Origin of the sequence: Pseudomonas sp. BAY1663, assembly GCF_000582595.1 — a bacterium.
GTDB classification, from domain to species: Bacteria; Pseudomonadota; Gammaproteobacteria; order Pseudomonadales; family Pseudomonadaceae; genus Stutzerimonas; species Stutzerimonas stutzeri_AF.
Genome location: NZ_AZSV01000031.1, coordinates 12539 through 38369, shown reverse-complemented (window position 1 = coordinate 38369; position 25831 = coordinate 12539). Strand labels below are relative to the sequence as shown.

23 protein-coding genes and 4 pseudogenes are annotated in these 25831 nt (G+C 67.0%); 11 read left to right on the top strand and 16 right to left on the bottom strand.

The window, feature by feature from the left end; genetic code table 11:
- The first annotated feature begins 19 nt into the window (after positions 1–19).
- The 3 genes from BAY1663_RS11075 (at position 20) to glpK (ending at position 3315) form a co-directional block, all read left to right on the top strand.
- Positions 20–805: an ion transporter gene (locus BAY1663_RS11075; protein ID WP_051497126.1), complete on the top strand. Its 786-nt coding sequence runs from the start codon at positions 20–22 to the stop codon at positions 803–805.
- 90 nt (positions 806–895) lie between these two features.
- The gene (locus BAY1663_RS11070; RefSeq protein WP_037040603.1) at positions 896–1660 is read left to right on the top strand and encodes a YoaK family protein; all 765 of its coding nucleotides are present in this window, start codon (positions 896–898) and stop codon (positions 1658–1660) included.
- A gap of 146 nt (positions 1661–1806) precedes the next feature.
- On the top strand, positions 1807–3315 hold the full coding sequence (gene glpK, locus BAY1663_RS11065) for a glycerol kinase GlpK (RefSeq protein WP_037040600.1): 1509 nt from the start codon (positions 1807–1809) through the stop codon (positions 3313–3315).
- 11 nt (positions 3316–3326) lie between these two features.
- Here the strand turns inward: glpK and BAY1663_RS11060 are convergent, their stop codons facing one another.
- Positions 3327–3605 (bottom strand): cell division protein ZapA, encoded by a 279-nt coding sequence (locus BAY1663_RS11060; RefSeq protein ID WP_037040597.1) that lies wholly within the window; start codon positions 3603–3605, stop codon positions 3327–3329.
- Complete coding sequence (locus BAY1663_RS11055; RefSeq protein WP_037040595.1) at positions 3602–3829, bottom strand: hypothetical protein; 228 nt, start codon at positions 3827–3829, stop codon at positions 3602–3604. The genes BAY1663_RS11060 and BAY1663_RS11055 overlap by 4 nt, the downstream gene beginning before the upstream one ends.
- Positions 3830–3956: 127 nt before the next feature.
- Between BAY1663_RS11055 and BAY1663_RS11050 the strand changes: the two genes are divergently transcribed.
- Both BAY1663_RS11050 and BAY1663_RS11045 read left to right on the top strand, forming a co-directional pair.
- The gene (locus BAY1663_RS11050; RefSeq protein ID WP_037040614.1) at positions 3957–4256 is read left to right on the top strand and encodes a peptidylprolyl isomerase; all 300 of its coding nucleotides are present in this window, start codon (positions 3957–3959) and stop codon (positions 4254–4256) included.
- A 109-nt stretch (positions 4257–4365) separates the two neighbouring features.
- Positions 4366–4734, top strand: coding sequence for an STAS/SEC14 domain-containing protein (locus BAY1663_RS11045; protein WP_037040592.1), 369 nt, complete (start codon positions 4366–4368; stop codon positions 4732–4734).
- A 37-nt stretch (positions 4735–4771) separates the two neighbouring features.
- On the opposite strand, the gene BAY1663_RS11040 is transcribed toward BAY1663_RS11045, so the two are convergent.
- Positions 4772–5521, bottom strand: a complete 750-nt coding sequence (locus tag BAY1663_RS11040) for a Zn-dependent hydrolase (RefSeq protein WP_037040589.1) — start codon at positions 5519–5521, stop codon at positions 4772–4774.
- A 100-nt stretch (positions 5522–5621) separates the two neighbouring features.
- Positions 5622–6218, bottom strand: a complete 597-nt coding sequence (locus BAY1663_RS11035) for a glutathione S-transferase family protein (RefSeq protein ID WP_037040583.1) — start codon at positions 6216–6218, stop codon at positions 5622–5624.
- Positions 6219–6359: 141 nt separating this feature from the next.
- On the opposite strand from BAY1663_RS11035, the gene BAY1663_RS11030 reads away from it, so the two are divergent.
- On the top strand, positions 6360–6917 hold the full coding sequence (locus BAY1663_RS11030) for a TetR/AcrR family transcriptional regulator (RefSeq protein ID WP_037040582.1): 558 nt from the start codon (positions 6360–6362) through the stop codon (positions 6915–6917).
- Between the two features lie 42 nt (positions 6918–6959).
- Here the strand turns inward: BAY1663_RS11030 and BAY1663_RS11025 are convergent.
- Together BAY1663_RS11025 and BAY1663_RS11020 are read right to left on the bottom strand one after the other, a co-directional pair.
- Positions 6960–10025, bottom strand: a pseudogene (locus BAY1663_RS11025) (efflux RND transporter permease subunit).
- 5 nt (positions 10026–10030) lie between these two features.
- Complete coding sequence (locus tag BAY1663_RS11020; RefSeq protein WP_037040576.1) at positions 10031–11131, bottom strand: efflux RND transporter periplasmic adaptor subunit; 1101 nt, start codon at positions 11129–11131, stop codon at positions 10031–10033.
- 92 nt (positions 11132–11223) lie between these two features.
- Here BAY1663_RS11020 and BAY1663_RS11015 point away from each other — a divergent pair, with 92 nt between their 5' ends.
- On the top strand, positions 11224–11865 hold the full coding sequence (locus tag BAY1663_RS11015; RefSeq protein WP_037040575.1) for a TetR/AcrR family transcriptional regulator: 642 nt from the start codon (positions 11224–11226) through the stop codon (positions 11863–11865).
- A gap of 165 nt (positions 11866–12030) precedes the next feature.
- Here BAY1663_RS11015 and BAY1663_RS11010 read toward each other — a convergent pair.
- From BAY1663_RS11010 to ppc, 7 genes and pseudogenes are all read right to left on the bottom strand, one after another.
- Positions 12031–12812 (bottom strand): annotated as a pseudogene (locus BAY1663_RS11010) (class I SAM-dependent methyltransferase).
- Between the two features lie 61 nt (positions 12813–12873).
- The gene (locus tag BAY1663_RS11005; protein WP_037040572.1) at positions 12874–13566 is read right to left on the bottom strand and encodes an extensin family protein; all 693 of its coding nucleotides are present in this window, start codon (positions 13564–13566) and stop codon (positions 12874–12876) included.
- 189 nt (positions 13567–13755) lie between these two features.
- Positions 13756–14562, bottom strand: coding sequence for a DUF72 domain-containing protein (locus BAY1663_RS11000; protein WP_371257611.1), 807 nt, complete (start codon positions 14560–14562; stop codon positions 13756–13758).
- A gap of 65 nt (positions 14563–14627) precedes the next feature.
- Positions 14628–14972, bottom strand: coding sequence for a hypothetical protein (locus BAY1663_RS10995; protein ID WP_037040559.1), 345 nt, complete (start codon positions 14970–14972; stop codon positions 14628–14630).
- A gap of 64 nt (positions 14973–15036) precedes the next feature.
- A complete protein-coding gene (tsaB, locus tag BAY1663_RS10990) occupies positions 15037–15717 on the bottom strand; it encodes a tRNA (adenosine(37)-N6)-threonylcarbamoyltransferase complex dimerization subunit type 1 TsaB (RefSeq protein WP_037040556.1) in 681 nt (226 codons plus the stop codon).
- A gap of 541 nt (positions 15718–16258) precedes the next feature.
- Positions 16259–16906 (bottom strand): adenylate kinase, encoded by a 648-nt coding sequence (gene adk / locus BAY1663_RS10985; protein ID WP_037040554.1) that lies wholly within the window; start codon positions 16904–16906, stop codon positions 16259–16261.
- Positions 16907–17151: 245 nt separating this feature from the next.
- Positions 17152–19790 (bottom strand): annotated as a pseudogene (gene ppc / locus BAY1663_RS10980) (phosphoenolpyruvate carboxylase).
- Between the two features lie 256 nt (positions 19791–20046).
- On the opposite strand from ppc, the gene BAY1663_RS10975 reads away from it, so the two are divergent.
- From BAY1663_RS10975 to BAY1663_RS25185, 4 genes and pseudogenes are all read left to right on the top strand, one after another.
- Positions 20047–20394: a hypothetical protein gene (locus BAY1663_RS10975; protein WP_037040552.1), complete on the top strand. Its 348-nt coding sequence runs from the start codon at positions 20047–20049 to the stop codon at positions 20392–20394.
- A gap of 297 nt (positions 20395–20691) precedes the next feature.
- The gene (locus BAY1663_RS10970) at positions 20692–21084 is read left to right on the top strand and encodes a DUF4398 domain-containing protein (RefSeq protein WP_037040548.1); all 393 of its coding nucleotides are present in this window, start codon (positions 20692–20694) and stop codon (positions 21082–21084) included.
- Positions 21085–21130: 46 nt separating this feature from the next.
- The gene (locus BAY1663_RS10965) at positions 21131–21913 is read left to right on the top strand and encodes an OmpA family protein (protein ID WP_037040540.1); all 783 of its coding nucleotides are present in this window, start codon (positions 21131–21133) and stop codon (positions 21911–21913) included.
- A gap of 242 nt (positions 21914–22155) precedes the next feature.
- Positions 22156–23759 (top strand): annotated as a pseudogene (locus BAY1663_RS25185) (PAS domain-containing methyl-accepting chemotaxis protein).
- A gap of 34 nt (positions 23760–23793) precedes the next feature.
- On the opposite strand, the gene BAY1663_RS10955 reads toward BAY1663_RS25185, so the two are convergent.
- The 3 genes from BAY1663_RS10955 to BAY1663_RS10945 form a co-directional block, all read right to left on the bottom strand.
- The gene (locus BAY1663_RS10955; RefSeq protein ID WP_037040537.1) at positions 23794–24120 is read right to left on the bottom strand and encodes a hypothetical protein; all 327 of its coding nucleotides are present in this window, start codon (positions 24118–24120) and stop codon (positions 23794–23796) included.
- 196 nt (positions 24121–24316) lie between these two features.
- Positions 24317–25063, bottom strand: coding sequence for a TIGR00266 family protein (locus BAY1663_RS10950; protein WP_037040534.1), 747 nt, complete (start codon positions 25061–25063; stop codon positions 24317–24319).
- A gap of 58 nt (positions 25064–25121) precedes the next feature.
- The gene (locus tag BAY1663_RS10945; protein ID WP_037040532.1) at positions 25122–25781 is read right to left on the bottom strand and encodes a Bax inhibitor-1 family protein; all 660 of its coding nucleotides are present in this window, start codon (positions 25779–25781) and stop codon (positions 25122–25124) included.
- Positions 25782–25831 lie beyond the last annotated feature (50 nt).

The window sequence follows — 25831 nt, the reverse complement described above, 5'->3', positions numbered from 1 at the left end:
CCACGCCCACGGTCCCTCCATGCAGCAACGTCCGGTAACGCCCTTCCAGATATTCATCCTGGTGCTGTCGATCTACGTGATCGGCGCGCTGCTCGCCGATCTGTTCTTCGTCCTCCCCGCGGACGTGTCCGCGCTGCTCGGCTACCTGGACAATATCGTCTGCTTCTTTTTCTTCCTGGATTTCTGGATGCGCTTGCAGCGTGCCGAGAACAAGCTGCAGTTCATGCGCTGGGGCTGGATCGACCTGCTGGCAAGCGTGCCGGCTGGCGGCCTGCAGGCCGCCAAGCTGTTCCGCGCATTCCAGATCCTGCGCGTGCTGCGGGCGATCAAGTCGCTGCAGCTGATCTGGCGCATCCTGTTCCGCAACCGTGCCGAGGGCATCGTCGCCTCCGCTGCCACGGCGACCATGCTGCTGGTGGCGTTCGGCGCGATCACCATGCTGCTGGTCGAGGCCCCCAACCCGGAAAGCTCGATCAACACGCCGGAGGAGGCACTCTGGTGGGCCTTCGTCACGGTGACCACGGTCGGCTACGGCGACTTCTATCCCGTCACCAGCCTGGGCCGCATCGTCGCCGTCATGCTGATGGTGTCGGGGGTCGGCCTGTTCGGCAGCTTCGCCGCCTACATCGGCTCGCTGTTCGTGGCCGACAAGAGCGAGGAAGACAGCCGCGAACAGCAAGCCGACCGGGAGGTGATGAACCGGCTGCTGGTGCAGGTCGAGAGCCTGACCCGGGAAGTACAGAGCCTGCGCGCCCAGTTGCACGACACACCGGCACTGCGCGACCGGGAGCAGGAGCCGCACTGAGGCAACAGCCCCAGATGGCCTCCCTTGTGCTCGGCGCGGTCGTATAATCCGCGGCCTGCCTTACCCGGACAGTTGGAGTCCCCGGCCCTCATGCCCATCAACTACGCGCGCCGCCTGACCGACCGGCGCCGCTCGAAGCACAGCAACCGGCAGCTCGGCCTGTGCCTGGCCTTCGTCGCCGGCGCGGCCAATGCCGGCGGCTTTCTTGCCGTGCAGCAATACACCTCGCACATGACCGGCATCGTCTCCTCGATGGCGGACAACCTGGCACTGGGGGCGACCGACCTGGCGCTGGGCGGGCTCGGCGCATTGGTGTCCTTCGTCGTCGGGGCGATGTGCTCGACGATCATGATCAACTTCTCGCGCCGGCGCAGGCTGCACAGCCAGTACGCCCTGCCGCTGGCGCTGGAAGCGGCGCTGCTGCTGTGCTTCGGTGTGCTGGGCGCGCGGCTGATGGACGTGCAGGGCCTGTTCGTGCCGCTGACGGTGATGCTGCTGTGCTTCATCATGGGCTTGCAGAACGCCATCGTCACCAAGCTCTCCAACGCCGAAGTCCGTACCACGCACATCACCGGGATGGTCACCGACATCGGCATCGAGCTGGGCAAACTGCTCTATCTCAACCGCCAGCCCCGCAGCGGCCATGCGCAGGTACGCGCCGACCGCGAGCGCCTGCGCGTCAATGCCCTGCTGGTCTGCAGCTTCTTCCTCGGCGGCATCAGCGGCGCGCTGGGCTTCAAGCACTTCGGCTTCCTTTCCACGGTGCCGCTGGCCGCACTGCTGCTGGTGCTCGCTCTCGTGCCGATGTGGGACGACCTGCACCTGGGCTGGGCGCTATGGCGCAAGCGCCACTGAAACGCACTCGGGGCCGGCGGGTAGGCGCCGGCCCCGACGGCGGGCAGGCTCGCCGAGCGGGGCGAGATGGCCTTTACTGGCGGTCATAGCGTTGCGTATCGCTGCCGCCGTTGCGTAGCGGCAGCGCCTGTCGAGGAATCGTCGCCATGTCCCTCTCGCACAAGCAGTTCGTCGTCGCCCTCGACCAGGGCACCACCAGTTCCCGCGCCATCGTGCTGGACCGCAACGCCAACGTGGTGAGCGTCGCCCAGCGCGAGTTCGCGCAGATCTATCCGCAGCCGAGTTGGGTCGAGCACGACCCGATGGAAATATGGGCCACCCAGAGCGGGGTATTCGTCGAGGCGCTGGCGCAGGCCGATATCACCAACGACCAGGTGGCGGCGATCGGTATCACCAACCAGCGCGAAACCACCATCGTCTGGGACAAGGCCAGCGGCCGGCCGATCTACAACGCCATCGTCTGGCAGAGCCGGCAGAGCACGCCGATCTGCGACCAGCTCGAGCGTGACGGCCTGCAGGCGCACATCCGCAACACCACCGGCCTGGTGATCGACCCGTATTTCTCCGGCACCAAGATCAAGTGGATTCTCGATCACGTCGAGGGCAGCCGCGAACGCGCCCGCCGCGGCCAGTTGCTGTTCGGCACCGTGGACAGCTGGCTGATCTGGAGGATGACCCAGGGCAAGGCCCACGTCACCGACTACACCAACGCCTCGCGCACCCTGCTGTTCGACATCCACACGCTGGACTGGGACCCGCTCATGCTCGAGGCGCTGGACATCCCGCGGGCGATGCTGCCGCAGGTGCGGCCCTCGTCGGAAATCTACGGCCACGCCTATATCGCGTCCGGCCAGAGCACCGGGATTCCCATTGCCGGGATCGCCGGCGACCAGCAGGCCGCGCTGTTCGGACAGATGTGCGTCGAGCCGGGCCAGGCCAAGAACACCTACGGCACCGGTTGTTTCCTGCTGATGAACACCGGCACCCAGGCCGTGCGATCCGAGCACGGCCTGCTGACCACCCTCGCCTGCGGCCCGCGCGGCGAGGTCAACTATGCGCTGGAAGGCGCGATCTTCAATGGCGGCTCCACGGTGCAGTGGCTGCGCGACGAGCTGAAGGTCCTCAACGAGTCGCTGGATTCGGAGTACTTCGCCTGCAAGGTCGCGGACAGCAACGGCGTCTACCTGGTGCCGGCGTTCACCGGCCTCGGTGCGCCCTACTGGGACCCGCGCGCACGCGGCGCGCTGTTCGGCCTGACCCGTGGCGTGAAGGTGGAACACCTGATCCGCGCCGCACTGGAGTCCATCGCCTACCAGACCCGCGACGTGCTCGACGCCATGCAGCGCGATGCGGGCCAGTGCCTGCGCGCACTGCGCGTGGACGGCGGCGCGGTGGCCAACAATTTCCTCATGCAGTTCCAGGCCGACCTGCTCGGCACGCCGGTCGAGCGCCCGCAGATGAGGGAAACCACGGCCCTCGGCGCCGCCTATCTGGCAGGACTGGCGACCGGTTTCTGGAGCGATCTCGATGAGCTGCGCGGCACGTGCGCCATCGACCGCGTATTCGAGCCGGCCTGCAGCGACGAACGCCGCGACGCGCTCTACAAGGGCTGGCTGAAGGCGGTCGAGCGTACCCGGGGCTGGGCCGAGGACTAGTGCCCGCGCCGCTAGCGCAGTTGCCGGCTGATCCGCTCGACGCTGGCGGCGAGGCGCCGTTGCACGTCCTGCAGCTGCTCGCCATGTTGCAGCAGCGGCACGCAGAGGTTGAGCGCGGTCAGTACCAGCAGCTTGTCGCTGGTGGCGCTGGGAAACTGCCGCTGGCTCTGCGCCAGATGCTCCTGCAACAACGCGGCGGCATCCTGCAGCAGCGCGTCCTGGCTGTCCGTGGCCCTGAATGAGTAATCGCGCCCGAGAATCTTCAGGACACGGACATCAGCGTCCTTCATGCGGCGTGACTGGCGCCGGCGCGTTCGAGCAGTGCCTGCAGGCGAGCGAGCATCGCGCCCTGCTTCTCCTCCTGCTCGAGCGCGGCCAGTTGCAGGTTGTCGTTATCCTCGCGGGCCTGCTGCAGTTGCTGCTCGAGCAGCGCGCAGGTATCGCGCATGGACTGGTTCTGTTGCAGCAGGTCGGCGATGACGCGTTCCAGTTGAGCGAGGGTCGTTTCAAGCATGTGAGTATCCGGCTCCGGTGAAAAAGTGCGCGAGGATACCCAAAAGCACAGGCGCGCGGGGCCTTCATTGCGCCTCTGGCATGCTGCTCGCCAAGCCCGGCCGAGTGCGGTAGCCTCGGCGGCCTATCTGAAGAGGAGTGTTTCCCATGCTCGAGCTACCGCCCGCCACATCCTGGTTTCCACCGAAGCCAAGTGCAACGAACTGAAAGCCGCTATCGAAGGTGGCGCCGACTTCGCCCAGGTCGCCAAGGAGCATTCCAGCTGCCCGTCCAGCCGTGACGGCGGCAACCTCGGCTCCTTCGGCCCCGGCCAGATGGTCAGGGAATTCGACACGGTGGTGTTCAGCGCGCCGCTCAACGTCGTGCAGGGCCCGGTGAAGACCCAGTTCGGCTACCACCTGCTGGAAGTCACCAGCCGCGAAGACTGATCCCCCGCGTCCCCGCGTCCCCGCGCAACGACGCGGGGACGCCTTCGCTCGGCACTCGCACTTCGCCATATCGGGCCTATCCTGAACAGAGCACTGACGGGAGATAGCCATGTTCCAGGTAGCGCGAAGAGGCGAAAACCGCATCGACATCGATTTCTCCGGCAAGCTCGACAGCGACGCCATGCGCGCCGCGCTGGACGACCTGCTGTTCAAGTCCGAAGGCATCGAGCACGGCCGCATGCTCTATCGCATCGGCGAATTCGACCTGCCCACCCTGGGCGCGGTAGGCGTCGAGCTGTCACGCCTGCCCCAGCTGTTCCGCTTCATCCGCCGCTTCGACCGTTGCGCGGTCCTCAGCGACAAGGACTGGCTGCGCAAGGCCAGCGAGCTGGAGGGCGCAGTGATCCCCGGCCTGACGGTGAAGGCCTTCGACCTGCACCAGGAAGCCGACGCCAGCGCCTGGCTGGAGCGCAGCTGACGGACGGCGGCGTCCCTGCCACGGCCAAACGCTTCGCTCACTGCACCCAGGCCGGGTAGAAAGCGAGCGAGCCCGGGCTGCGGGCGGCGCGCACCTGCACGATGCCCGGTTGCGCGTACGGGGTCCCCGGCTGCCCGAGCGTATCGCCACGGAAGAAGAAGCGGCGGCCGTCGGCCAACGTCAGGAACAGGCCAAGCGCGCCATTTCCCGGCAAGGGCACCAGCACCATCCGGCCATCGCCGAACAGGTCGAGGCTCTCGGCGTAGCCCAGGTAAGGTTGCGCCGCGAAGCGCAACGGCTGCCACTTCACCGCATGCCGGAACTGGCTCGACAGCACCGCCGGCGGCGTGGCGGCGCGCAGGTAGCGCAGGCTCTCGGCCCCGGCGAGCACCGGCACCTCCGGATAGTCGGCCAGCCCCGAGGCATGTTCCCAGCGCGCACAGCCGAGCAGGATGCGATCGATCCCCAGGCCATCGCGCTCCAGTTGATCGCGCACCGCCCGTACCGGCCCATAGCGCTTGATCCGCCAGGGCATCTCGGCATCCCACTGCGCATCGATCTGCCGTCCCAGGCCGGTACCGAACAGCAACCGGTCACCCCGGTATTCGACCAGTACGGCGATGTGGTCGACCGGCGGTGGCAGCTGCCAGCCGCCATTGCGCCAGGTGTATTCGCCCTGGGTCAGGGTCTGCGCCGTCCTGACCAGGCTGAAGCGCAGCTCGTCGGCCGCCAGTACGCTGCCGGCGAAGCCGAGCAGCATCCAGGTGAAGATTCCGAGCACCTTCATGGCTCACCCTCCTCTGCCGGACCGGGAAAACCACGGCATGGACGTCTGCCGGTCCGGGGGACAGGCGCCTGCGGATAGCCATCAAGCGGACGGGCGTTCATCACAGCCCCGGCATGCCGATGTAGCCGGGTAGCGCGCGGATGCGGCCGAACCAGGCCTGCAACGCCGGGTAAGGCGCCAGGTCGATACCGCCCTCGGCGGCAAGCGCCACGCAGGGGTACACCGCGATATCGGCAATGGTCGGCGCCGTACCCTCGGCCAGCCAGGCGTGGCGGGCCAGGTGGCGCTCCAGCACTTTCAGCGCGCTCAGTGCGCGGGATTCCGCCAGCGCCTGGTCGACAGGCCGGCCGAACAGCTTGCCTAGCCGCGCCGTGGCCGGGCCGTGATGAATCTCGTTGGCGGCGAAGCTCAGCCAGCCGGCGATGCGCCCCTGGGTTTGCGCGTCCAGCGGAGACCAGGCGGAGTCGGCATAACGCCGCGCCAGGTAGACGAGGATCGCCTGGGAATCGCCCAGGCGAAACGCACCATCCTCCAGCGCCGGCACCTGACCGCGGGGATTGATCGCCAGGAACTGGGCCTGCTTGTGCTCGCCCTCGAACAGGTTCACCGGCACCAGCTCGACCGGCTGGTCGATCAGGCTCAGGAACAGGCGGATCTTGTAGCAGTTGCCGGATAGCGTCAGGTCGTACAGTTTCATTGCGTCGCCCTCGGGATTGATTGGCACGCCTGGATAATAGACAGACTTGTCTGTACACTTCAAGCACGAATACATCCAGGGGACCGCCGGTTGGAGGGAACGGGATCACTCCCGCATAATGGCCGCCCCGAGGAGGCATCTATGGCATCGAGCAAACGCGACCAGCTGATCGACACCGCCGAACAGCTGTTCTACCGCGAGGGTTACCATGCGACGGGCATCGACCGGATCCTGAACGAGTCCGGCGTGGCCAAAATGACGCTGTACAAGCACTTCAAGTCCAAGGACGAGCTGATCCTCGCCGTGCTGGAAACGCGCCAGCGGGCGATGCTCGAGCGCCTGCGCCAGCGCGCAGCCAGGCTGCCGCCACGCGAAGCGCTGCTGGGGATGTTCGACGGCTTGCACAGCATGATCGGCAGCGGGACCTTCTGTGGCTGCCTGTTCATCAACGCCGCGGCCGAATACCAGGCGCATGACCACCCGATCCACCGCAGTTCGGCCGCCTACAAGGGCCAATTGCAGGCCTACCTGCGCGAGCTGCTGGAACGCCTGCAGGCACCGCAGCCGCAGCAGCTGGCGCGGCAACTGCAATATCTGCTCGAAGGGGCGATGAGCATGGCGCACATCGAAGGCCCCGGCGAGCAGGCGCTGGATGCCAAGGCCGCCGCCGAAGTGCTGCTCGAAGCCGCCGGCATCTGAGCGGACCCGGCCGACAGTCGGATCACGCCCACCCGCAGCGGCTCACTCCCCTTCCCGGACCCTGAACCAGGCGGCATACAGCGCCGGCAGGAACAGCAAAGTCAGTGCCGTGGCGACGATCAGCCCGCCCATGATCGCCACCGCCATCGGGCCGAAGAAGATGCTGCGCGACAGCGGGATCATCGCCAGCACCGAGGCCAGCGCGGTGAGCACGATGGGCCGGAAGCGCCGCACGGTGGCGTCGACGATGGCGCGGAAGCGCTCATGGCCGGCACCAATGTCCTGCTCGATCTGGTCGACCAAGATCACCGAGTTGCGCATGATCATCCCCGATAGCGCGATGGTGCCGAGCATGGCGACGAAGCCGAACGGCTGGCCGAGCATCAGCAGGAACAGGGTGACGCCGATGATGCCCAGCGGCGCGGTCAGGAACACCATGGCCGAGCGCGAGAAGCTCTTGAGCTGCACCATCAGCAGCGTCATCACCACGATGACGAACAGCGGCAGCCCGGCGTTCACCGAGCGCTGCCCGCGCTCGGAGTCCTCGACGGTGCCACCGACCTCCAGCAGGTAGCCGCCGGGCAGTTGCGCCCGGATGTCGCCCAGGGTCGGCTCGATCTGCCGGACCAGCGATGCCGGCTGCTGATCGCCATAGACATCCGCGCGCACGGTCACCGTCGGCAGGCGGTTGCGGTGCCAGATCACGCCCTCCTCGAAGCCGTACTCCAGCGTCGCCACCTGCGACAGCGGCACGCTGCGCCCGCTGTCGGTGGGTATCGCCAGGCTCGGCAGCATGGACAGCTCCAGGCGCTCGCGCTCGGTGCCGCGCAGGAGGATCTCGATCAGCTCGTTGTCCTCGCGGAACTGGCTGACGCTGCTGCCGGTGAAGGTACGCCGCAGGAAGCCCGACAGCGCAGCCGTGCTCACTCCCAGCGCCCGTGCGCGATCCTGGTCGACGTCGAGCCAGACCACCTTGCTCGGCTCCTGCCAGTCCAGGTGCACGTTGGCCACATAGGGGTTTTCGCTCACCTTGGCCGCCACCTGGCGGGCCAGGCCGCGCACCACGTCGATATGCTCGCCGGTGACCCGGAACTGCACCGGATAGCCCACCGGCGGGCCGTTCTCGAGGCGGGTCACACGGCCGCGCAGGCTGCTGAAGTCCTCGCGCAGGCGCTCGATCAGCCAGCGGCGCAGCTCTTCGCGCGCTCGATGCTCTCGGCCAGCACGACGAACTGGGCGAAGCTGGTGGCGGGCAGTTGCTGGTCCAGCGGCAAATAGAAGCGCGGAGAACCGGTGCCGACATAGGCGACGTAGTTGTCGATGCCGACGCGCTCCTTGAGCATTCCCTCCAGGCGCAGCACCTCGGCTTCGGTGGCCTTCAGCGATGCGCCCTCGGCCAGCTTGAGATCCACCATCAGCTCCAGACGGCCGGAGGCCGGGAAGAACTGCTGCGGCACCAGGCGGAACAACATCACCGCGGCGACGAACGCCGCCAGGGTCAGCACGATGACGGTCTTGCGGTGGCGCACGCAGAACGTCACCACATGGCGCACACGCTGATAGAAGGCCGTGGAATACGGATCGTGGCCCTCGCTGCTGCCGCCGTATTTCTGCGCGGCGCGCTTGGCCATATCCGGCAGCAGTTTCTCGCCGAGCAACGGCACGAACATCACTGCGGCGACCCAGGAGGCGATCAGCGAGATGGTCACCACCTGGAAGATCGAGCGGGTGTACTCGCCGGTACTGGAGTTGGCGGTGGCGATCGGCAGGAAGCCGGCGGCGGTGATCAGGGTGCCGGTGAGCATCGGGAAGGCCGTGCTGGTCCAGGCGAAGCTGGCGGCCTTGAGCCGGTCGTAGCCCTGCTCCATCTTGATCGCCATCATCTCCACGGCGATGATCGCGTCGTCCACCAACAGCCCCAGCGCCAGCACCAGGCGCCGAGGGAAATCTTGTGCAGGCCGATGTCCAGGTAGTTCATCACCGCGAAGGTCATCGCCAGCACCAGCGGTATCGACAACGCCACCACCAGCCCAGTGCGCACGCCGAGCGAGAAGAAGCTGACCAGCAGCACGATCGCCAGCGCCTCGACCAGCACCCGGACGAACTCGCCGACGCTGCTCTTCACCGCGGCCGGCTGGTCGGACACCTTGCGCAGCTGCATGCCGGCCGGCAGGTCCTGCTGCAGGCGGGCGAACTCCTGCTGCAGCGCCTCGCCGAGCAGCAGGATGTCGCCGCCGCTCTTCATCGATACCGCCAGGCCCAGCGCCGGCTCGCCCATGAAGCGCATGCGCGGCGCCGGCGGGTCGTTGAAGCCGCGATGGACCTCGGCGACGTCGCCGATGCGGAAGGTGCGCCCGGCGACGCGAATGGGGAAGTCGCGAATCTGCTCGACGGTCTCGAAACTGCCGCTGACGCGCAGTTGCACGCGGTCGCTGACGGTCTCGACGAAGCCCGCGGCGGTTACCGCGTTCTGCGCTTCCAGCGCCTGGCGCACGGCCTCCAGCGGCACGCCGAGGGTGGCCAGCTTGACGTTGGACAGCTCGATCCAGACCTTCTCGTCCTGCAGGCCGATCAGCTCGACCTTGCCGACGCTCTTCACTCGCTGCAACTGCAGCTGGATGCGGTCGGCATAGTCCTTGAGCACGGCGTAGTCGAAGCCCTCGCCGGTCAGTGCATAGATGTTGCCGAAGGTGGTGCCGAACTCGTCGTTGAAGAACGGCCCCTGGACGCCCGGCGGCAGGGTGTGGCGGATGTCGCCGATCTTCTTGCGGATCTGGTACCAGAGTTCGGGGATGTCCTTCGAGCGCAAGGCATCACGGGCCATGAAGGTGACATTGGATTCGCCCGGCCGCGAGAAGGAGACGATGCGCTCGTATTCGCCGGTCTCCATCAGCTTCTTCTCGATGCGCTCGGTGACCTGGCGCGACACTTCCTCGGCGGTAGCCCCGGCCATTGGGTCTGGATGACCATGGCCTTGAAGGTGAAGGGCGGGTCCTCGCTCTGCCCGAGCTTGCTGTACGACAGCGCGCCCACGACCGCCAGCAGCAGCATCAGGTAGACAACGATCTGCCGGTTGTGCAGCGCCCAGGCGGAAAGATTGAAGCGCATCGCGTTTACTCCTGGGCGGCCAGCTCGATGGGGCGATTGTCACGATCCACCGGGCGTACCGGCTGGTTCTCGTTGAGCATCTGCACCCCGGCGAGGACCACCCAGTCATCGGCCGCGAGCCCGTCGAGCACCGGCACCAGCCGCTCGCCGAACGCCCCGGTGCGCACCTCGACGCGCTCCACGGTGGAATCGGCCTTGAGCCGCCAGACATGCGCCTGGCCGCGCTCGGCGCTGATCGCCGACAGCGGCACCGCCAGCGGCACCTCGCCGTTGCGGCGAATGCTCACCAGTGCGCTCTGCCCCAACTCGGCCGCCACCTCCTGATCGCTGAAGGCCACCCGCGCCGAATAGGTGCGCGACTGCGCATCGGCGGCGGGCGACAGTTCGCGGATCTTGCCGGAATACTGCCGCCCCGGTTGCGACCACAGCTCGACCTCGACCTGCTGGCCGATGTGGTAGCGCTCCAGCGACTGCTCGGGCAGGTCGATGGCCACCTCGCGCTCGCCGTCGGCCGCCAGGATGAAGGCGGTCTGCCCGGCGGCGACCACCTGGCCGACCTCGATGCGGCGCTGGGTGACCAGCCCGTCACGGGTCGCGCGCAGCACCGCGTAGTCGACCTGGTTGCTGGCCACGTCGAACTCGGCGCGAGCCTGCTGCAGGCGCGCGGAGGCAGCCCGATAGGCATTGTCGGCACTGTCGAATTGCGACTGGCTGACCAGCTGCCGGCCCAGCAGCGCCCGGTAGCGATCGTATTCGGCCCTGGCCACGCGCAGGTTGGCTTCGGCGGCGGCCACCTGGGCGCGCATGCCGTCGAGCTGCAGGCGTACGTCCTGCGGATCGAGCCGCGCCAGTGGCTGGTCCTTGCGCACCCGGTCGCCGGCCTCGACCAGGCGCTCGACGACCTTGCCGCCGATGCGGAAAGCCAGTTCGGGCTCGTAACGCGCATGCACCTCGCCGGGGTAGCTCTCACGCGCCTCGCTGGCCGGTTGCGGATGCACCACCATGACCGGGCGTGGTGGCAACTGTTCGGGCGCGCCGTTGCCGCAGGCGGCCAGCAACAACGCACAACCGAAAGTACAGAGGATGGGCAGGGCATGTCGGGACACGATGAAGTCTCTCTGTCGCGGGGCGGGTTGGAATACTTATACTGCCGGGTATAGTAAAAATAGCGTACCAGCCAGTCCACTATTAAGTACCCATGATAGAGAATCATTCCACGACGCCCGGTCCCGGCCGCCCGAAAGACCCCGCCAAGCGCCAGGCGATCCTCAGTGCCGCCCAGGTGCTGTTCCTCAGCAACGGCTACGAGGGCAGCAGCATGGACGCCATCGCCACCGAAGCCGGCGTATCCAAACTGACGCTGTACAGCCATTTCAAGGACAAGGAAGCGCTATTCTGCGCCGCGGTGAAGGCGATCTGCGAGACCCGCCTGCCACGTCGGCTGTTCCAGCTGGAGGACGGCTGCCGGATCGAAGAGCTGCTGCTGGCCATCGGCCGCGCCTTCCTCGCCCTGGTCAACAGCCCGGAATCCATCGGCCTGCATCGGGTGATGGTGGCCATGGCCACCCAGAATCCAGCGCTGGTGCGGATGTTCTTCGACGCCGGGCCCCAACAGCTGCTGCTCGACCTGCAACAGCTGTTCACCCAGGCCGACGCGCGCGGTCTACTCGACATCGCTGAGCCGCTGCACGCGGCGGAACACTTCTGTTCGCTGGTCAAGGGCGTGCAGCATTTCCGGCTGCTGATCGGCTACACCGAGGCGCCGGATGACGAGGCCGCCGAACGCCACGTAGAGGACGCCGTACAGCTGTTTCTGCGTGCCTATGCCTTGAAAGCCTGAAGCTGGAAGCCTAAAAGCATCGCCCCGAGGTCGGGCCTCCCACGAAAGCAGCAGAGTGCACACCGAACCCTGTGTGGCGCGCTCTCGCGGCGATGCAGACCGAAGGACTGCCGAAGCTTGAAGCCAGACGCCAGACGCCAGACGCCAAGGCTCGCTAACATCGCTCTAGCTTCTAGCTTCTAGCTTCTTCTTCGGATAGATATCGTAGCGGCTGGACTTGCCTTCCAGGCCGTAGCCGGGCTTGCCGCCCTCGATGGCCGGCGCCTTGCGCGGGCGCTTGACCACCACCCGGTGGCTGGCCAGGCGCAGCGCGGCGGCCAGCAGCGCCGGGGCATCCAGGTCGTCGCCGACGAACGGGCGGAACAGGCGCATCTCCTTCTTCACCAGGGCACTCTTGTCACGGTGGGGGAACATCGGGTCGAGATAGATCACCTGCGGCGGCTCGCCCTGCCAGCGCTCCATCAGTTCGATGGCGTTGCCCTGAAGCAGCGTCATCCGAGCGGCGATCGCCGCCACGTCGCATCCCGACGCGCCCGCGTCAGGCCATCGTCCAGCAAGGCGGCGATCAGCGGCTGGCGTTCGATCAGCTGCACTTCGCAGCCCAGCGTGGCCAGCACGAAGGCGTCGCGGCCGAGCCCCGCGGTGGCGTCCAGCACCTGCGGGCGGACGCAGGGCTGGATGCCCACGGCCTTGGCGATCATCTGCCCGCTGCCGCCGCCAAACTGTCGCCGGTGCGCGGCGGCGCCTTCGACGAAGTCCACCCGTACCGGTCCGGGCGCCTGCGCCTCGAGCAACTGCAGTTGCAGGCCGCCCTCGCCGAGCTGCAACGCGAATTCGGCATCCTCGCCCTGCTCCGGCAACCCCAGGCGCCGGGCCCATTCGGCGGCCGCGATGGCGAATTGCGGGGCGAGCGGTTCGACCCGGACCTTGGGCTTGCTGGCAGACATGGACGACTCGGCGAGGCGGAAAACGGCGCATTGTGCCAGAGCGCGCGGACATTCGCCCCTGTCAGCGGCACATGCCGAAGCCACCCATGTCGACGTGGAAATGATCGTGATGGGCCGCGTTGTATTCCGGCCCGAGCGTGACGTTGAAGGCCGCGCAGGCGGCCTCGTGCACCTGGCGCAGGAAGCGCGCCTTGTCGCCGTCGCCCTTCCAGTCGCGGGCGACGGTGATGCGGGTACCGTCGCGCAGATGGAAACCGGCCAGGTCCAGCGCATTGGCGCTGGCATGCTGGCTGCGCCGGTTGCTGCGGGCGATATTGCGACAGGCGAAGCTGCCGAAGTGATCGACGCGCACCACCGGCTGGCTGAACACCGCCTGCGCCGCCGGCTGCAGGCCGTGGCGTTCGAACAGCGCATAGGCCGCCGCCAACGGGCAGGTGGCGAGGAAGGCGCCGTTGAAGCGCACGTCAGAACCCTGCACGCGCACGCTGTTCTCCACCGGGCAACCGGGTTCGGGCGTGCTGTCCGGCACGGCCGTGTAGCGCAGCGATGCGGTCGCCAGCACCTGCTCGCAGAGCTCACGATCATTCTGCAACCGGCGCAGCTTGAGCGAGGTGAGCAGGTTCGGCGGCTCGCGGATGTCCAGCGGCGCCCAGGGATTCCAGCGCGGCGGGATCTCGACGAGCTGCTGCCGCACTGCCAGGGCGAAACCCGCCAGCAGCACCAGCACGAGCAGGATGAATCGGCCGAAGGTCATGCTCTATGGGCAACGGCGGAGCGCCGAAGTTGGACGCGAAGTGTTACCAGGCTGGTCGGCCGGCCAGAAAGCGTTGCTTAGGGGCTGTTCCCGTTTCATCGCGAACCACGCTGCAGCGAGTCTTCTGCTAGGAGCGAGCCATGCTCGCGAACCCGGCCCCGCGAACTATCGCGGGCAGAAGCCTCCGCGCTAATCCCCCAGCAGCGAGAGCTGTGACGCGCTCTGCAGCGGACGCAAGGGCGGCAGCCCCGGCAGGCGCTCGGCGAGTTGCGCATGGAAGCGCTGGGCCAGCTCCGGCGCGCGGTGGTTGTCCGGCGTATGCAGGTAGACGTGCGGCGCCTTGCCGGCCTCGATCCAGCCGGCGACCTTGTCCAGCCAGGGCGCCATGAACGGATCGTTCGCCTCCAGCTGCGGATGGCCGATGAAACGCAGCTGCGGCGAGTCGCTGAAGGCCGCCGGGCGCACCGGCAACCGCGGCTTCTTGCTCTGCGCATGCAGCAGTGCCGGATCGCGCGCGCGGCAGCTGAACAGTGCCCGCGAATCCAGGCAGATGCGTTCGACGCCGCGATCGAGCAGCAGGCGGTTCAGCGCCCGCTCGCCTTCGCCCTTGTCGAAGAACCCCGGGTGTCGCACCTCCACCGCCAGCGGCGCGCCGAAGCCGTCGATCAGCCCGGCCAGCTCGCCGAGGCGCGTCGGCCCGACGCTGGCCGGCAGCTGCAGCCAGAACGGCGTGACCCGCTGGCCCAGCGGCGCCAGCAGTTTGCGAAAGGCCAGCGCCAGCTCCAGCGCGGCATATAGGTCATCGGCCTGGCTGATTTCCCGCGGCAGCTTGGCGCAGAAGCGAAAGCCCTCGGGCATCTGGCTCGCCCAGCGCTGGATCTTCTCCGCCGAGGGCCAGGCATAGAGCGTGGTGTTGCCCTCGACGCTGTTGAACATCGCGCAGTACTGCGCCAGGAAGTGCGTGGAAGGCGTTCCCGGCGGGTACAACGAACCCAGCCAGGCGCTTTCGTTCCAGGAAGGACAACCGAGGAAGTACGGAATGCTCACCGGGCCGACCGGCCTCAGGCGTAGAGATCGAGGCCGAGCACCTCGTTGGCATCGAGATCGGCGCTGAAGCTCGCGGTGGTGGTGTAGCTGGCCAGCGCCTGGGCGACATGGTTGGGCAGCGAGCGCTCGGGCCGGGCATCGTCATAGCGGAACGCGGCGTAGCGCTCGACCAGGGCGCTCTCGTTGACCCGCTGCTGCGGACGTTCGGCCTGCGGCTGGTAGTCCTGCCCATCGCGACTGTCTATCCCGCGCTGGGCCTGGGCCACGCGCTGGCTTTCGCCATAGCCGTCCGCCGCCCTGCCGGTACGGGCGGAGCGATCGGTGGTATAGGGAATCGGATAGGAGCCTTCGACGCGCATCTTGTTACTCGTTCAGGAGCCTGGCGACTCTAACGGCCGCCCGGAGCTTTGGCAACGGCTAGCCTCATTCGATCCCTTTTTTCGGCGTGGCGACGTTGTCGCGCAGATACACCGGCTGGGCCTGGTCGGCTTCCAGCGCTTCGCCGCGCAGCCAGGCGAACGTTGCCAGCCGCAGCAGGTCCTCGGCATGCGGCAGCATACCGGCGTCCGCACCCTTTACGCTCAGCGGAATCCGCTCGGCATAGCCCCAGCCGGTACCGGCACCGAACCATTCGCCGTCGGCACCCCGCGGCAGGCCGGCCTGCTCGGGCGGTAGTACCGCCTCGCTGCCGAGCAGCCGCATTTCGCCCTCATGCTCGCGGTAGCATCCCCAGTAGACCTCGTCCATGCGCGCATCGATGGCGGCCGCCACCTGCGTGGCGCCATGCTCGCGGCAGGCGCGCTGGGCGATGGTCGCCAGGGTGGAAACCGGCAATACCGGGCGCTGCAGCGCGAACGCCAGACCCTGCACCACGCCGACGGCGATCCGCACGCCGGTGAACGCGCCCGGCCCACGGCCGAAGGCGATGGCGTCCACCGCCGACAGCGCGATGCCCGCCTCGCCGATCAGGGTCTGGATCATCGGCAGCAGACGCTGGGCATGCAGGCGCGGGATGACCTCGTAGTGGCTCAGCACCCTGCCGTCATGCAGCAGGGCGACGGAGCAGGCTTCGGTGGCGGTATCCAGGGCCAGCAGAGTGGTCATCGGGTCGTTCCGGGTCGGTCAAAAGGCGCAGATTCTAGCGTATTCGAGGCGGCGGGTTCGATGTTGCATGGGGCCGAGGCAGGCGAACCTGAAGCCTGAAGCTTGAAAGCATCGCCGCGAAGGCGCGCCCACAAGGTCCGGTATGCGCTCGCTGCTTTTGTGGGAGGCCCGACCCCGGGGCGATGCGGGCCGCAGGCCTGCCAAAAAGCCGAAGTCTGAAGATTGCCGGCCCGCCCTGCCCAGCGCCTCCCGAATAAAAAAGGCTATGTCCCACTTGTGCGTTGCATGGGCGCCGTACGCCGTACGGTTGGGTTGAGGAGCGCAGCGACGAAGCCCAACAGGTTCGTGCCGGTCCCCGTTGGGCTTCGCTGCGCTCAGCGCCAATCTACCCGCGAGCGCTCGATCGCTCGAACATCGGCTGCTGCAAGAAATCCGAGCCAGACACTTCCGGCAAGACCCTGCAACACCTAACGGGGACATAGCCATAAAAAATGCCCGTATCCTGCGATACGGGCATTTCTGCGGGGCTGCGCGGTATCGATCAGCTCAGCGCGGCGAACACCTTGGCGGTGATCTCTTCCACCGAACCGACGCCCTCGATACGGCTGTACTTCGGCGTGCCTTCGGCAGCCGCGAGGCTCTGGTAGAAGTCCACCAGCGGCTTGGTCTGCGAATGGTAGACGGCCAGGCGACGACGCACGGTCTCTTCCTTGTCGTCCTCGCGCTGGATCAGTTCCTCGCCGGTCTCGTCGTCCTTACCGGCGACGCGCGGCGGGTTGTGCTCGGTGTGATAGACGCGACCGGAAGCCGGATGCACGCGACGACCGGCGATACGGCCGACGATTTCCTCGTCGTCGACGGCGATCTCGACCACGTGGTCGATGCGCACGTCGGCGTCCTTCAGGGCTTCGGCCTGGGGAATGGTGCGCGGGAAGCCGTCGAAGAGGAAGCCATTGGCGCAATCGGGCTGGGCGATGCGCTCCTTGACCAGGTTGATGATCAGGTCATCGGACACCAGGCCGCCTGCATCCATCACGCTCTTGGCTTTCAGGCCCAGCTCGGTGCCGGCCTTGACCGCTGCGCGCAGCATGTCGCCAGTGGAGATCTGCGGAATACCGAATTTTTTGGTAATGAAGCCAGCCTGGGTACCTTTGCCGGCACCGGGCGCTCCCAGCAGAATCACACGCATGGATGAGTCCTCGAGTTTCTTGAATAGGGGGAATCCGCCAGCGGGCCGATTGCGGCTCATCGCTGGCGAATCAAAAAATCTGGTTTGCCGCCATGCGACAAAAGGTTGAACACGATACACAGCGCACCGGGGCGGCACAAGCCGTCCCGGATGTGTCCGGTACTGCTCACGAAGCCTATGCCCCGGCGCCGCTCGCGATGGCCGGAGCGGCTGCCGCGCGCGGCGCGGATATTGTCGTGGCGCGCTCAGCCGGTATTGCGCAGGCCCGCCGCGATGCCCGCCACGCTGACCAGCAAGGCCTGTTCCAGAGGGCTCTCCGGCGGGCCCTGGCGCTGCCTGGAGCGCGCCAGCAGCTCGATCTGCATCAGATGCAGCGGATCGAGATAGGTGTTGCGCAGGCTGAAGGCTTCCTGGGTGTGCGGGCTGTGGTCCAGCAGGTCGATCTGCCCGGTCAGCGCCAGCACGGCGCCGACCACCTGCGACAATCGGTCACGCAGATCACTGCCCAGCGCCAGCAGTTGCGACTGCACCAGGCGCTCGTCGTAACGCCGGGCAATGTCGGCATCGGCCTTGGCCAGCACCATTTCCAGCATGTCGATGCGCGTGGAGAAGAACGGCCAGTGCGCGCGCATCGTCGCCAGCCGTTCGCCCTCGCCGCGCGCCAGCGCGCATTGCAGGGCCTGTTCCCAGCCCAGCCAGGCCGGCAGCATCAGCCGCGTCTGGGTCCAGGCGAAGATCCAGGGAATCGCCCGCAGGCTTTCCACCCCACCCTCGCGGCGCTTGGCGGGCCGGCTGCCCAGCGGTAGCCGGCCCAGCTCGAGTTCGGGGGTCGCCTGGCGGAAATACTCGACGAACTGCGGGTGCTCACGCACCACGCCCCGGTACGCCGCCACGCCATCGGCGGCGAGCCGGTCCATGGTCTCGCGCCAGTCCGGCTCGGGCATCGGCGGCGGCAGCAGCGTCGCCTCGAGCACGGCGGCCAGGTAGAGGTTGAGGTTCTGTTCGGCGATGTCCGGCAGGCCGAACTTGAAGCGGATCATCTCGCCCTGCTCGGTGGTGCGGAAACGCCCCGCCACCGACCCCGGCGGCTGCGAGAGAATGGCCGCGTGGGCCGGGCCGCCGCCACGCCCCACGGTGCCGCCGCGGCCATGGAACAGCAGCAACTCGACGCCATGTGCGCGGCACACCTCCACCAGGCGCTCCTGGGCGCGGTACTGGGCCCAGGCGGCGGCCGTGGTGCCGGCATCCTTGGCCGAGTCGGAGTAGCCGATCATCACTTCCTGCGGACCTTGCAGGCGCTGGCGATAGCCCGGCAGCGCGAGCAGGCGCTCGATGGTCGGCGCCGCGTTGTTGAGATCGTCGAGGGTCTCGAACAGTGGCACCACGCGCATCGGCCGCTGCAGGCCAGCCTCCTTGAGCAGCAATTGCACGGCGAGCACATCGGATGCGGCATGGGCCATGGAGATGACGTAGGAGCCCAGCGAAGCGGCAGGCGCCTCGGCGATCACCGCGCAGGTGGCGAGCACCTCGGCGGTGTCGGCCGAAGGCTGGTAATGCATGGGCAGCAACGGCCGACGGCTGTTCAGCTCGTGCTGGAGGAAGTCCAGCCGGCGCTGCTCGTCCCACTGCTGGTAATCGCCGAGGCCGAGGTAGTCGGTGATTTCCGCCAGCGCAGCGGCGTGTCGCGCGGCATCCTGGCGAATGTCGAGGCGCACCAGGAACAGCCCGAACACCGCCAGCCGGCGCAGGCAATCGAGCAGCGCGCCATCGGCGATCACGTCCATGCCGCAGGCATGCAGCGAGCGGTAGCAAAGCTCCAGCGGCCGGCGCAGCTCTTCGCACTCCTGCAGCACTTCGGCCGGCGCCGGCTGGCCGTGCTCGATGGCCGCGCGCGCCCAGTCGCGGGTGGCGCGCAGGCGGTTGCGCAAGGGCTTGAGCAGGACCCGATAGGGTTCGGCCGACGCGCCGGTCTGCTGCAGCAGCTCGTCGCTGGCGGCGCTCATCGACAAGGCGGTGATCAGCCTTCGATCTCCCGGAGATAGAGCTCGGCCGCCACCTGGCGCGCCGTCAGCAGCACCTCGCGGGACACCATGGCGGTGACGTTCGGGTTGCCATCGCGATCACCGCCCATCCAGGAGGCGAAGCGGATCGGCGCGGCCTCCAGCGGCAGGTGCAGGCCGGTCGCGCGCGCGAGCGTCGCATCCGCCTGGCGCAACACGTTGGGCACGGCTCGCCACAGCGAGTTCTCGATGGCGGCAAAGCCCCACTTGGCCTCTTCCACCGGGGTCGGGCGGTTGCGGCGGATTTCCTCGGTGTGCCAGACCTCGGCGATCAGCCGCTGCAGCTGCAGCTCGATGCCGGCACGCTCGGCCGCCGACAGGTCGGTATGGTCGCGCGCCGCCAACTGCTCGGCGATGGCGTCGTACTTCTGGATCAGGGTGCGCCGGGAAACCTCGGTGGGGTGGGCGGTCAGGACCAGCTCGATTTCCAGCCGGCCGACCTGGCGCGCCAGGAATTCTTCGTCGTGCCCGGCGGCCTTGAGGCGCTCGAGCAGGTCGGGAAGCACGCCGGCCTCGAACGGCGCGGCCTCCCCGGCACCGCGGCGGCGAACCTGATGGTACTGCTCGGCGATGTTGGCCAGGTTGAGGAACTGGTTGAACGCACGGGTCATCGGCAGCAGTTCGTGCTCGTCGAGGCTGTCCAGCGTCTCGGCCAGCAGTTGCGCGCCCTCCTCGGACCCGCGCCGCGCCGCCTTGGCACCCTTGCGGATGCGTTCGATCTTGTCGAAGAACAGATCGCCGTGCTGCGCACGGATGGTGTTGCCGAGCAGTTCCCCCAGCAGGTGTACGTTGTCGCGCAGGCGCGCATCGATGATTTTCGCCATGACCCTGTTCCTTCCGCCAGTGCTGCCGAGCAGGCGTCGCGAGCGGTGGCGCAGCGTGCCCCGGCCGCCCCGCGGACATCCCGACCAAGCGCGCCGCTGGGAAAAGAATCCTGAACGGCTACGCTGAAATTACCTCCAACCAGAGTGCCCACCGCGCTCGGCCATGACAAGGCGTCATTGGCGGCGGCGCACAACGCCAGGACGCGGCGGGCTTTTCCTGTCATCTGCGCTCGTTACCGCGAGCAGAGGAGCGATCATGAGAATTTCCGAGCTTGTCAGCCACTGGGAACGGGACGCCAAGGGCCGTATGAGCCAGACCCGCTATACCATCCCGCTCGATGTCGAGAGCGCGGCACGCCTGGCCGCACTGGCCGAGATGTACCCCAAGCGCAGCACCGAGGCGCTGCTCGGCGAGCTGGTCGGCGCCGCACTCGAAGCCGTCGAGACCAGCCTGCCCTATGTGCGCGGCACGCAGGTGATCGCCACCGACGAGCAAGGCGATCCGATCTACGAGGACGTTGGCCCGACGCCACGCTTTCTCGAACTGTCGCGCCAGCATCTGCAGCGGATGCTCGACGAGCAGAAGGCCCCCACCACGGCCTGAGCGGTACGATCGAGCCGGCGGATAGCGCTCGCGCATCCGGACCGGCCGGTAGCGCGGCAACGGCACAGGCCGTTTTCCTCTCCTGCAATACGGGCTGAAACCTCCCCACCAGCCCCGGCGGCCACCCGCGGCTGCCCGTCATTTCCCGGTCGCAGGCTCTAGCGCGGCAATTTCGACTGAACGATTGGCGCCGTTCGTCCTCACAAAAATATGTCCCTTGACAGCGCGCTTGTGCAGCACTGCCTGCCCCGGGACGCCATTGGTATCCGTCAGTCAGATTCGTACTGGAGAGTGACCATGAACAAAGCTGTCGAAACGCCCGCATCCAGACTTCAGCTGCCCAAGCTGGCGGCCGTTGCACTTGGCGGCCTGTTGCTGAGCGCCTGCGCCGGCAACCCGCCGAAGGAGCAGTTCGCCGTGACCGAGTCGGCCGTGCGCAGTGCCGTCAGTGCCGGCGGTACGGAATATGCCGCAGTGGAAATGCGCGCCGCGCAAGAAAAGTGGAAGCAGGCCGAGCTGGCCATGCAGAAGGAAAACTACGACGAGGCCCGCAGGCTGGCCGAACAGGCCGAGTGGGACGCCCGCGTTGCCGAGCGCAAGGCCGAGGCGGCCAAGGCCCAGAAGGCCGTCCAGGACGCCCAGGAGGGCGTCCGCGAACTGCGCGAAGAAGGCATGCGCAGCGTCCGGTGAGCCCGCCCAGACCGTCGTTCCAACATTGCCAAAGGATGATTCCGTCATGCACAAGCTCGTAACCTTCCCCACCCTGCTGGCCCTGAGTATCGGCCTGGTGGCCTGCGCATCCCAACCCAACCCCAATCTCGAGGAGGCGCGCAGCAGCTTCTCGGCGCTGCAGAGCGACGCCCGCTCCAGCCAGCTCGCGGCCCTGGAAACCCAGGATGCCAGCAACATGCTGGACAAGGCCAACAAGGCCTATCTGGACGACGCCGACGAAGAGACGGTGGACCAGCTGGCCTACCTGACCAAGCGCCGCATCGAACTGGCCGAACAGACCATCGCCCTGCGCACGGCCGAACAGGATCTGAACAAGGCCTCCGCCCAGCGCGCCGAGGCACGCCTGGAAGCCCGTGACGCACAGATTCGCAAGCTGCAGGAGGAGATGCAGGCCAAGCAGACCGAGCGCGGCACGCTGGTGACCTTCGGCGACGTGCTGTTCGATTACGACCGTGCCGAGCTCAAGCCCGGCGGTATGCGCAGCATGCAGACGCTCGCCGACTTCCTCAACGAGAACGCCGAGCGCAAGGTGATCGTCGAGGGCTACACCGACAGCACCGGCTCGGCCGACTACAACCAGCGCCTCTCCGAGCGCCGCGCCGATGCCGTGCGCATGGCGCTGATCAAGATGGGCGTGGACCCGGCGCGTATCGTCGCCCAGGGCTATGGCAAGGAATATCCGGTAGCCAGCAATGCCACCTCGTCGGGGCGGGCGATGAACCGCCGGGTGGAAGTCACCATCTCGGACGATAACAAGCCGGTGGCACCGCGCTCGTCGATGCGCTAGCAGGCTGCATCGAGGCAAGTGGCGGGCATGCAGGGCCTTCACGCAGCGGCGGCCCTGCATGCCCGCCACCTCGCCCATAGGTCATCCCCGTCCACCACGGGCTGGGTGCCGCCCGAAGTGATAATGGCAATCTGCCATAAAATGCATCGACAAGGGCGCCTGTGATAGCGAAATACAATGAATACGCTTTTGTAACTTTTAGCTAAGTTTAATGTGCACAATCCAGGGAAAGGATCAAAGCCATGCGACTCAACATGCCTGTCACCCAGCAGGAGCGTCGTTTCCCCGCTGATGTACGCCTCATCACCGTTACCGATACCCGCGGCATCATCACCTACTGCAACGACGAGTTCGTCGAGGTCAGTGGTTTCGAGCGTGCCCAACTGGTAGGCAGCCCGCACAACATCGTGCGCCACCCGGACATGCCGGCAGCGGTATTCGCCCAGATGTGGCGCTACCTCAAGGACGGCAAACCCTGGATGGGCATCGTCAAGAACCGCTGTCGCAACGGCGACTTCTACTGGGTCGATGCCTATGTGACACCGATCTTCGTCGATGGTCGCATCAGCGGTTACGAGTCGGTGCGCGTGATGCCGCAGAGCGAGCAGGTGCATCGCGCCAGCCAGCTCTATGCGCAGCTCCTCGCGGGCCCCGCGAAGGGCGCCTCGGTGCAGCCCGTATGGCGCACGGCAGCGCTCTATACCTGGCCTGCCGTGGCCGCGCTGCTGGCCCTGGCAGCCTACCGCTACGCCTCACCCCTGGCCGGATTCGGCTGCGCCCTGGCAGCGCTGCCGATCCTGCAGGGCTGGAACGCCTGGCGCCAGGCGCAGCAATTGCGGCAGTTGCAGGCCCGGCTCGACGGCGCCTTCGACGACCCGCTCAGCGCCCGCGCCTATACCGCTGCCAGCGGCAGGCCGGCACGCCTGCAGATGAGCCTGCTCAGCGAACGCGCCCGGCTACGCACGCTACTGGGCCGCTTGAGCGACTTCGCCAGCCAGAGCATGGCGCTGGCCCAGCGTAGCGCCCGGCTGACCAACCAGTCGGAAACCTCCCTGCAGGAGCAACGAAAGGAAGCGGACATGACCGCGACCGCGATCCACGAAATGGCCGCATCGATCGCCGAGGTGACGCGCCATATCCAGCGCACTGCCGATGAAGCCAGCCGGATCAGGCACTGGCCGATAGCGGCTCGACGGAAGCCGGCAGGACCCGCGAGGTGATCGAACGGTTGGCGCACAGCGTGGCGGGCATCAGCGCCTCGGTGGAAGAACTGGCGCAGGACACCCAGACCATCCAGCAGGCCGCCGACATGATCCGCGCGATCGCCGAGCAGACCAACCTGTTGGCCCTGAACGCCGCCATCGAGGCGGCGCGGGCCGGCGAACAAGGCCGCGGCTTCGCCGTGGTGGCGGACGAGGTACGGGCGCTGGCCTCGAAGACGCGCGATTCCACCGCGACCATCCAGGGCATCATCGAGACGCTGCAGGCGCGAGCGGCGAATGCGGTGGAGATTGCCCGCAGCGGTACGCTGGAAGCCGAGGACGGCGTGCGCCAGGTCGTCAGCACCCAACAGGCACTGCAGCATGTCGGCGATGCCATCGAACTGATCCACGGCATGAGCCAGCAGATGGCTGCCGCGTCCGAACAACAGGCTCATGTGGCCGAGGACATCTCCCGGCAGATCACCCGCATCGCCGACGCCTCCGATGTCAACGCCGGGCTGGCCGAGGAATCCGCCCAGGCCGGCAGCGAACTGGACCAGACCGCGCGTGCCATGCATGCGCTGGTGGAGCGCTTCAGTGGCCAGCAGGCCCGCCAGGCGGAGCAGAGAAGCACAACGGCATGAGTCGCGCGCCTACTCGGGGCGACGCACCGTACCGTTATTGCAAGAGGCCGGCCGGCGCGCGCTCTTCCATGCAGCGTACGGCCCGCTTCTTGTTATCCACCAGCACGCCGGAAAGCCCCTTCTGCTGGGTGTCGAACAACACCACCACGCCATCGATGCACTGCGCGACCTGCTCGGCGGGCTTGAGCGAGACCCGGTAATCCTCGCCGGGGATGGTCTTGAGCATCGTGTAGTCGGCCAGCAGCAACGCATCCTCGGGCTTGGCGATGTGCGCGTAGCCGTAATAGCTCAGCACGGCGACGGTACCGATGATGCTGCCGATGGCGGTGAGGATCAGCGGAATGGGGTTGCGTTCGGACATGGACGATCTCGCCTGGGTAAAGAAGCGCATTGTGGCAAATTCGGGTCGCCTGGCGTAATGCTGTCCACTCGACGACTCAAGCTGGATGCCGGATCAGATATAGGAGCGGGCCACGCCCGCAATTCGCGCGCATGGCGCGCTCCTACAAAGTACTCTCCGTGCTTATCTGAACAACTTCAGGTCGCCTGGCGGGAATTCAGTTGCCGCCGGCGCGGGTTTCCCCCCGTGCCTGGTAGGTCGCCTCGTAGACCCGCTCGGCCAGCCGCGAGAACGGCAGGCTCTGGATCCACACGCTGCCGGTGCCCTTGAGCGTCGTCAGCAGCAGTCCTTCGCCGCCGAACAGCATGCTCTTGAGGCCGCCCGCCAGCTGGATGTCGTAGTCGATGCCTGGGGTGAAGGCCACCAGGCAGCCGGTATCCAGGCGCAGGGTCTCGTCGTTCAGCTCCTTGCGGATCACCGCGCCGCCGGCATGCACGAAGGCCAGGCCATCGCCCTCCAGGTGCTGCAGGATGAAGCCCTCGCCGCCGAAGAAACCGGCGCCGATGCGCTTGCTGAAACTGATGCCGATGCGCGTGCCGTAGGCCGCGCAGAGAAAGGCGTCCTTCTGGCAGATCAGCTGGCCGCCCAGCGCCGCGAGATCCACCGGCACCACCGTGCCGGGATACGGCGCGGCGAAAGCGACCCGCGCCCGGCCCCGGCCCTGATTGCTGAAGTGGGTGAGGAACAGCGACTCGCCGGTGATCATCCGCTTGCCCATGCCCCACAGCTTGCCGAGCACCCCGCTCGCCGAGCCATCGCCCATGCGCGCCTCGAAACGCACGCCGTCGGTCATGTAGTTCATCGCCCCGGCCTCGGCGATCACCGTCTCGCCCGGGTCGAGGATGATCTCCACGCTCTGCGCGGACTGGCCGAGGATTTCGTACTCGAGTTGATGGCTGGGCATCGGCAACTCCTGATCCTGTGATTGCAGCGCGACGAGGACGGCTGCGGCCTGCCCTCGCTTACTTGCGCCCGAGAATGCGCAGGATACGCAGGAACAGGTTGATGATGTCCATATAGAGCGCGGCGGCGCTGTCGATGGCATTGTCCAGGGTCTTGGGAATCTGGTTCGCCCGCCCCCAGTCGACGCCGACATAGCCACAGAAGATCAGCACCACGATCCAGTCGATCACACCGTGGTGGATGCCGAGGATGAACAGCTCGACCAGTTCGACCACGATCACCAGCAGCAGCGCCACCGTCAGCGCACTGGCGATACTGGCGAAAAAGCGCGGGAACAGCGTGCCGAGCAGCATCATGCCCAGGGTTACCAGCGCGGTGATGCGGATGGCCTCGTGCACCAGCGCAGTGTCGTAGCGGCTCACCACCAGGTTGACGATCAGCCCGAACGGCACCACCACCAGGTTGTAGCCGAGGAAACTCACCCAGGGCTTGTTCGAGCTATGGAACAGCCAGGCGCCGGCCAGGCAACTGGCGAAGTAGCCGCCGAAGAACAGCCAGGGATGGATGCTGCGAATGGACTCGACCGGGATGTTGCCGACCATCCACCAGTTGACCCAGAAACCCCAGCACAGGGTCAGGCCAATGACAAGATTGTAGGCAGCCGCCGAGAGGGTGCGCTCCAGCGGGCTGGACCGGCGGGCGAAGACGGAGTTTTCCATGGCGTTACGCTTCCTTGCGTGATGGTTGATTCGTGGTCTGCGCCGGGTCG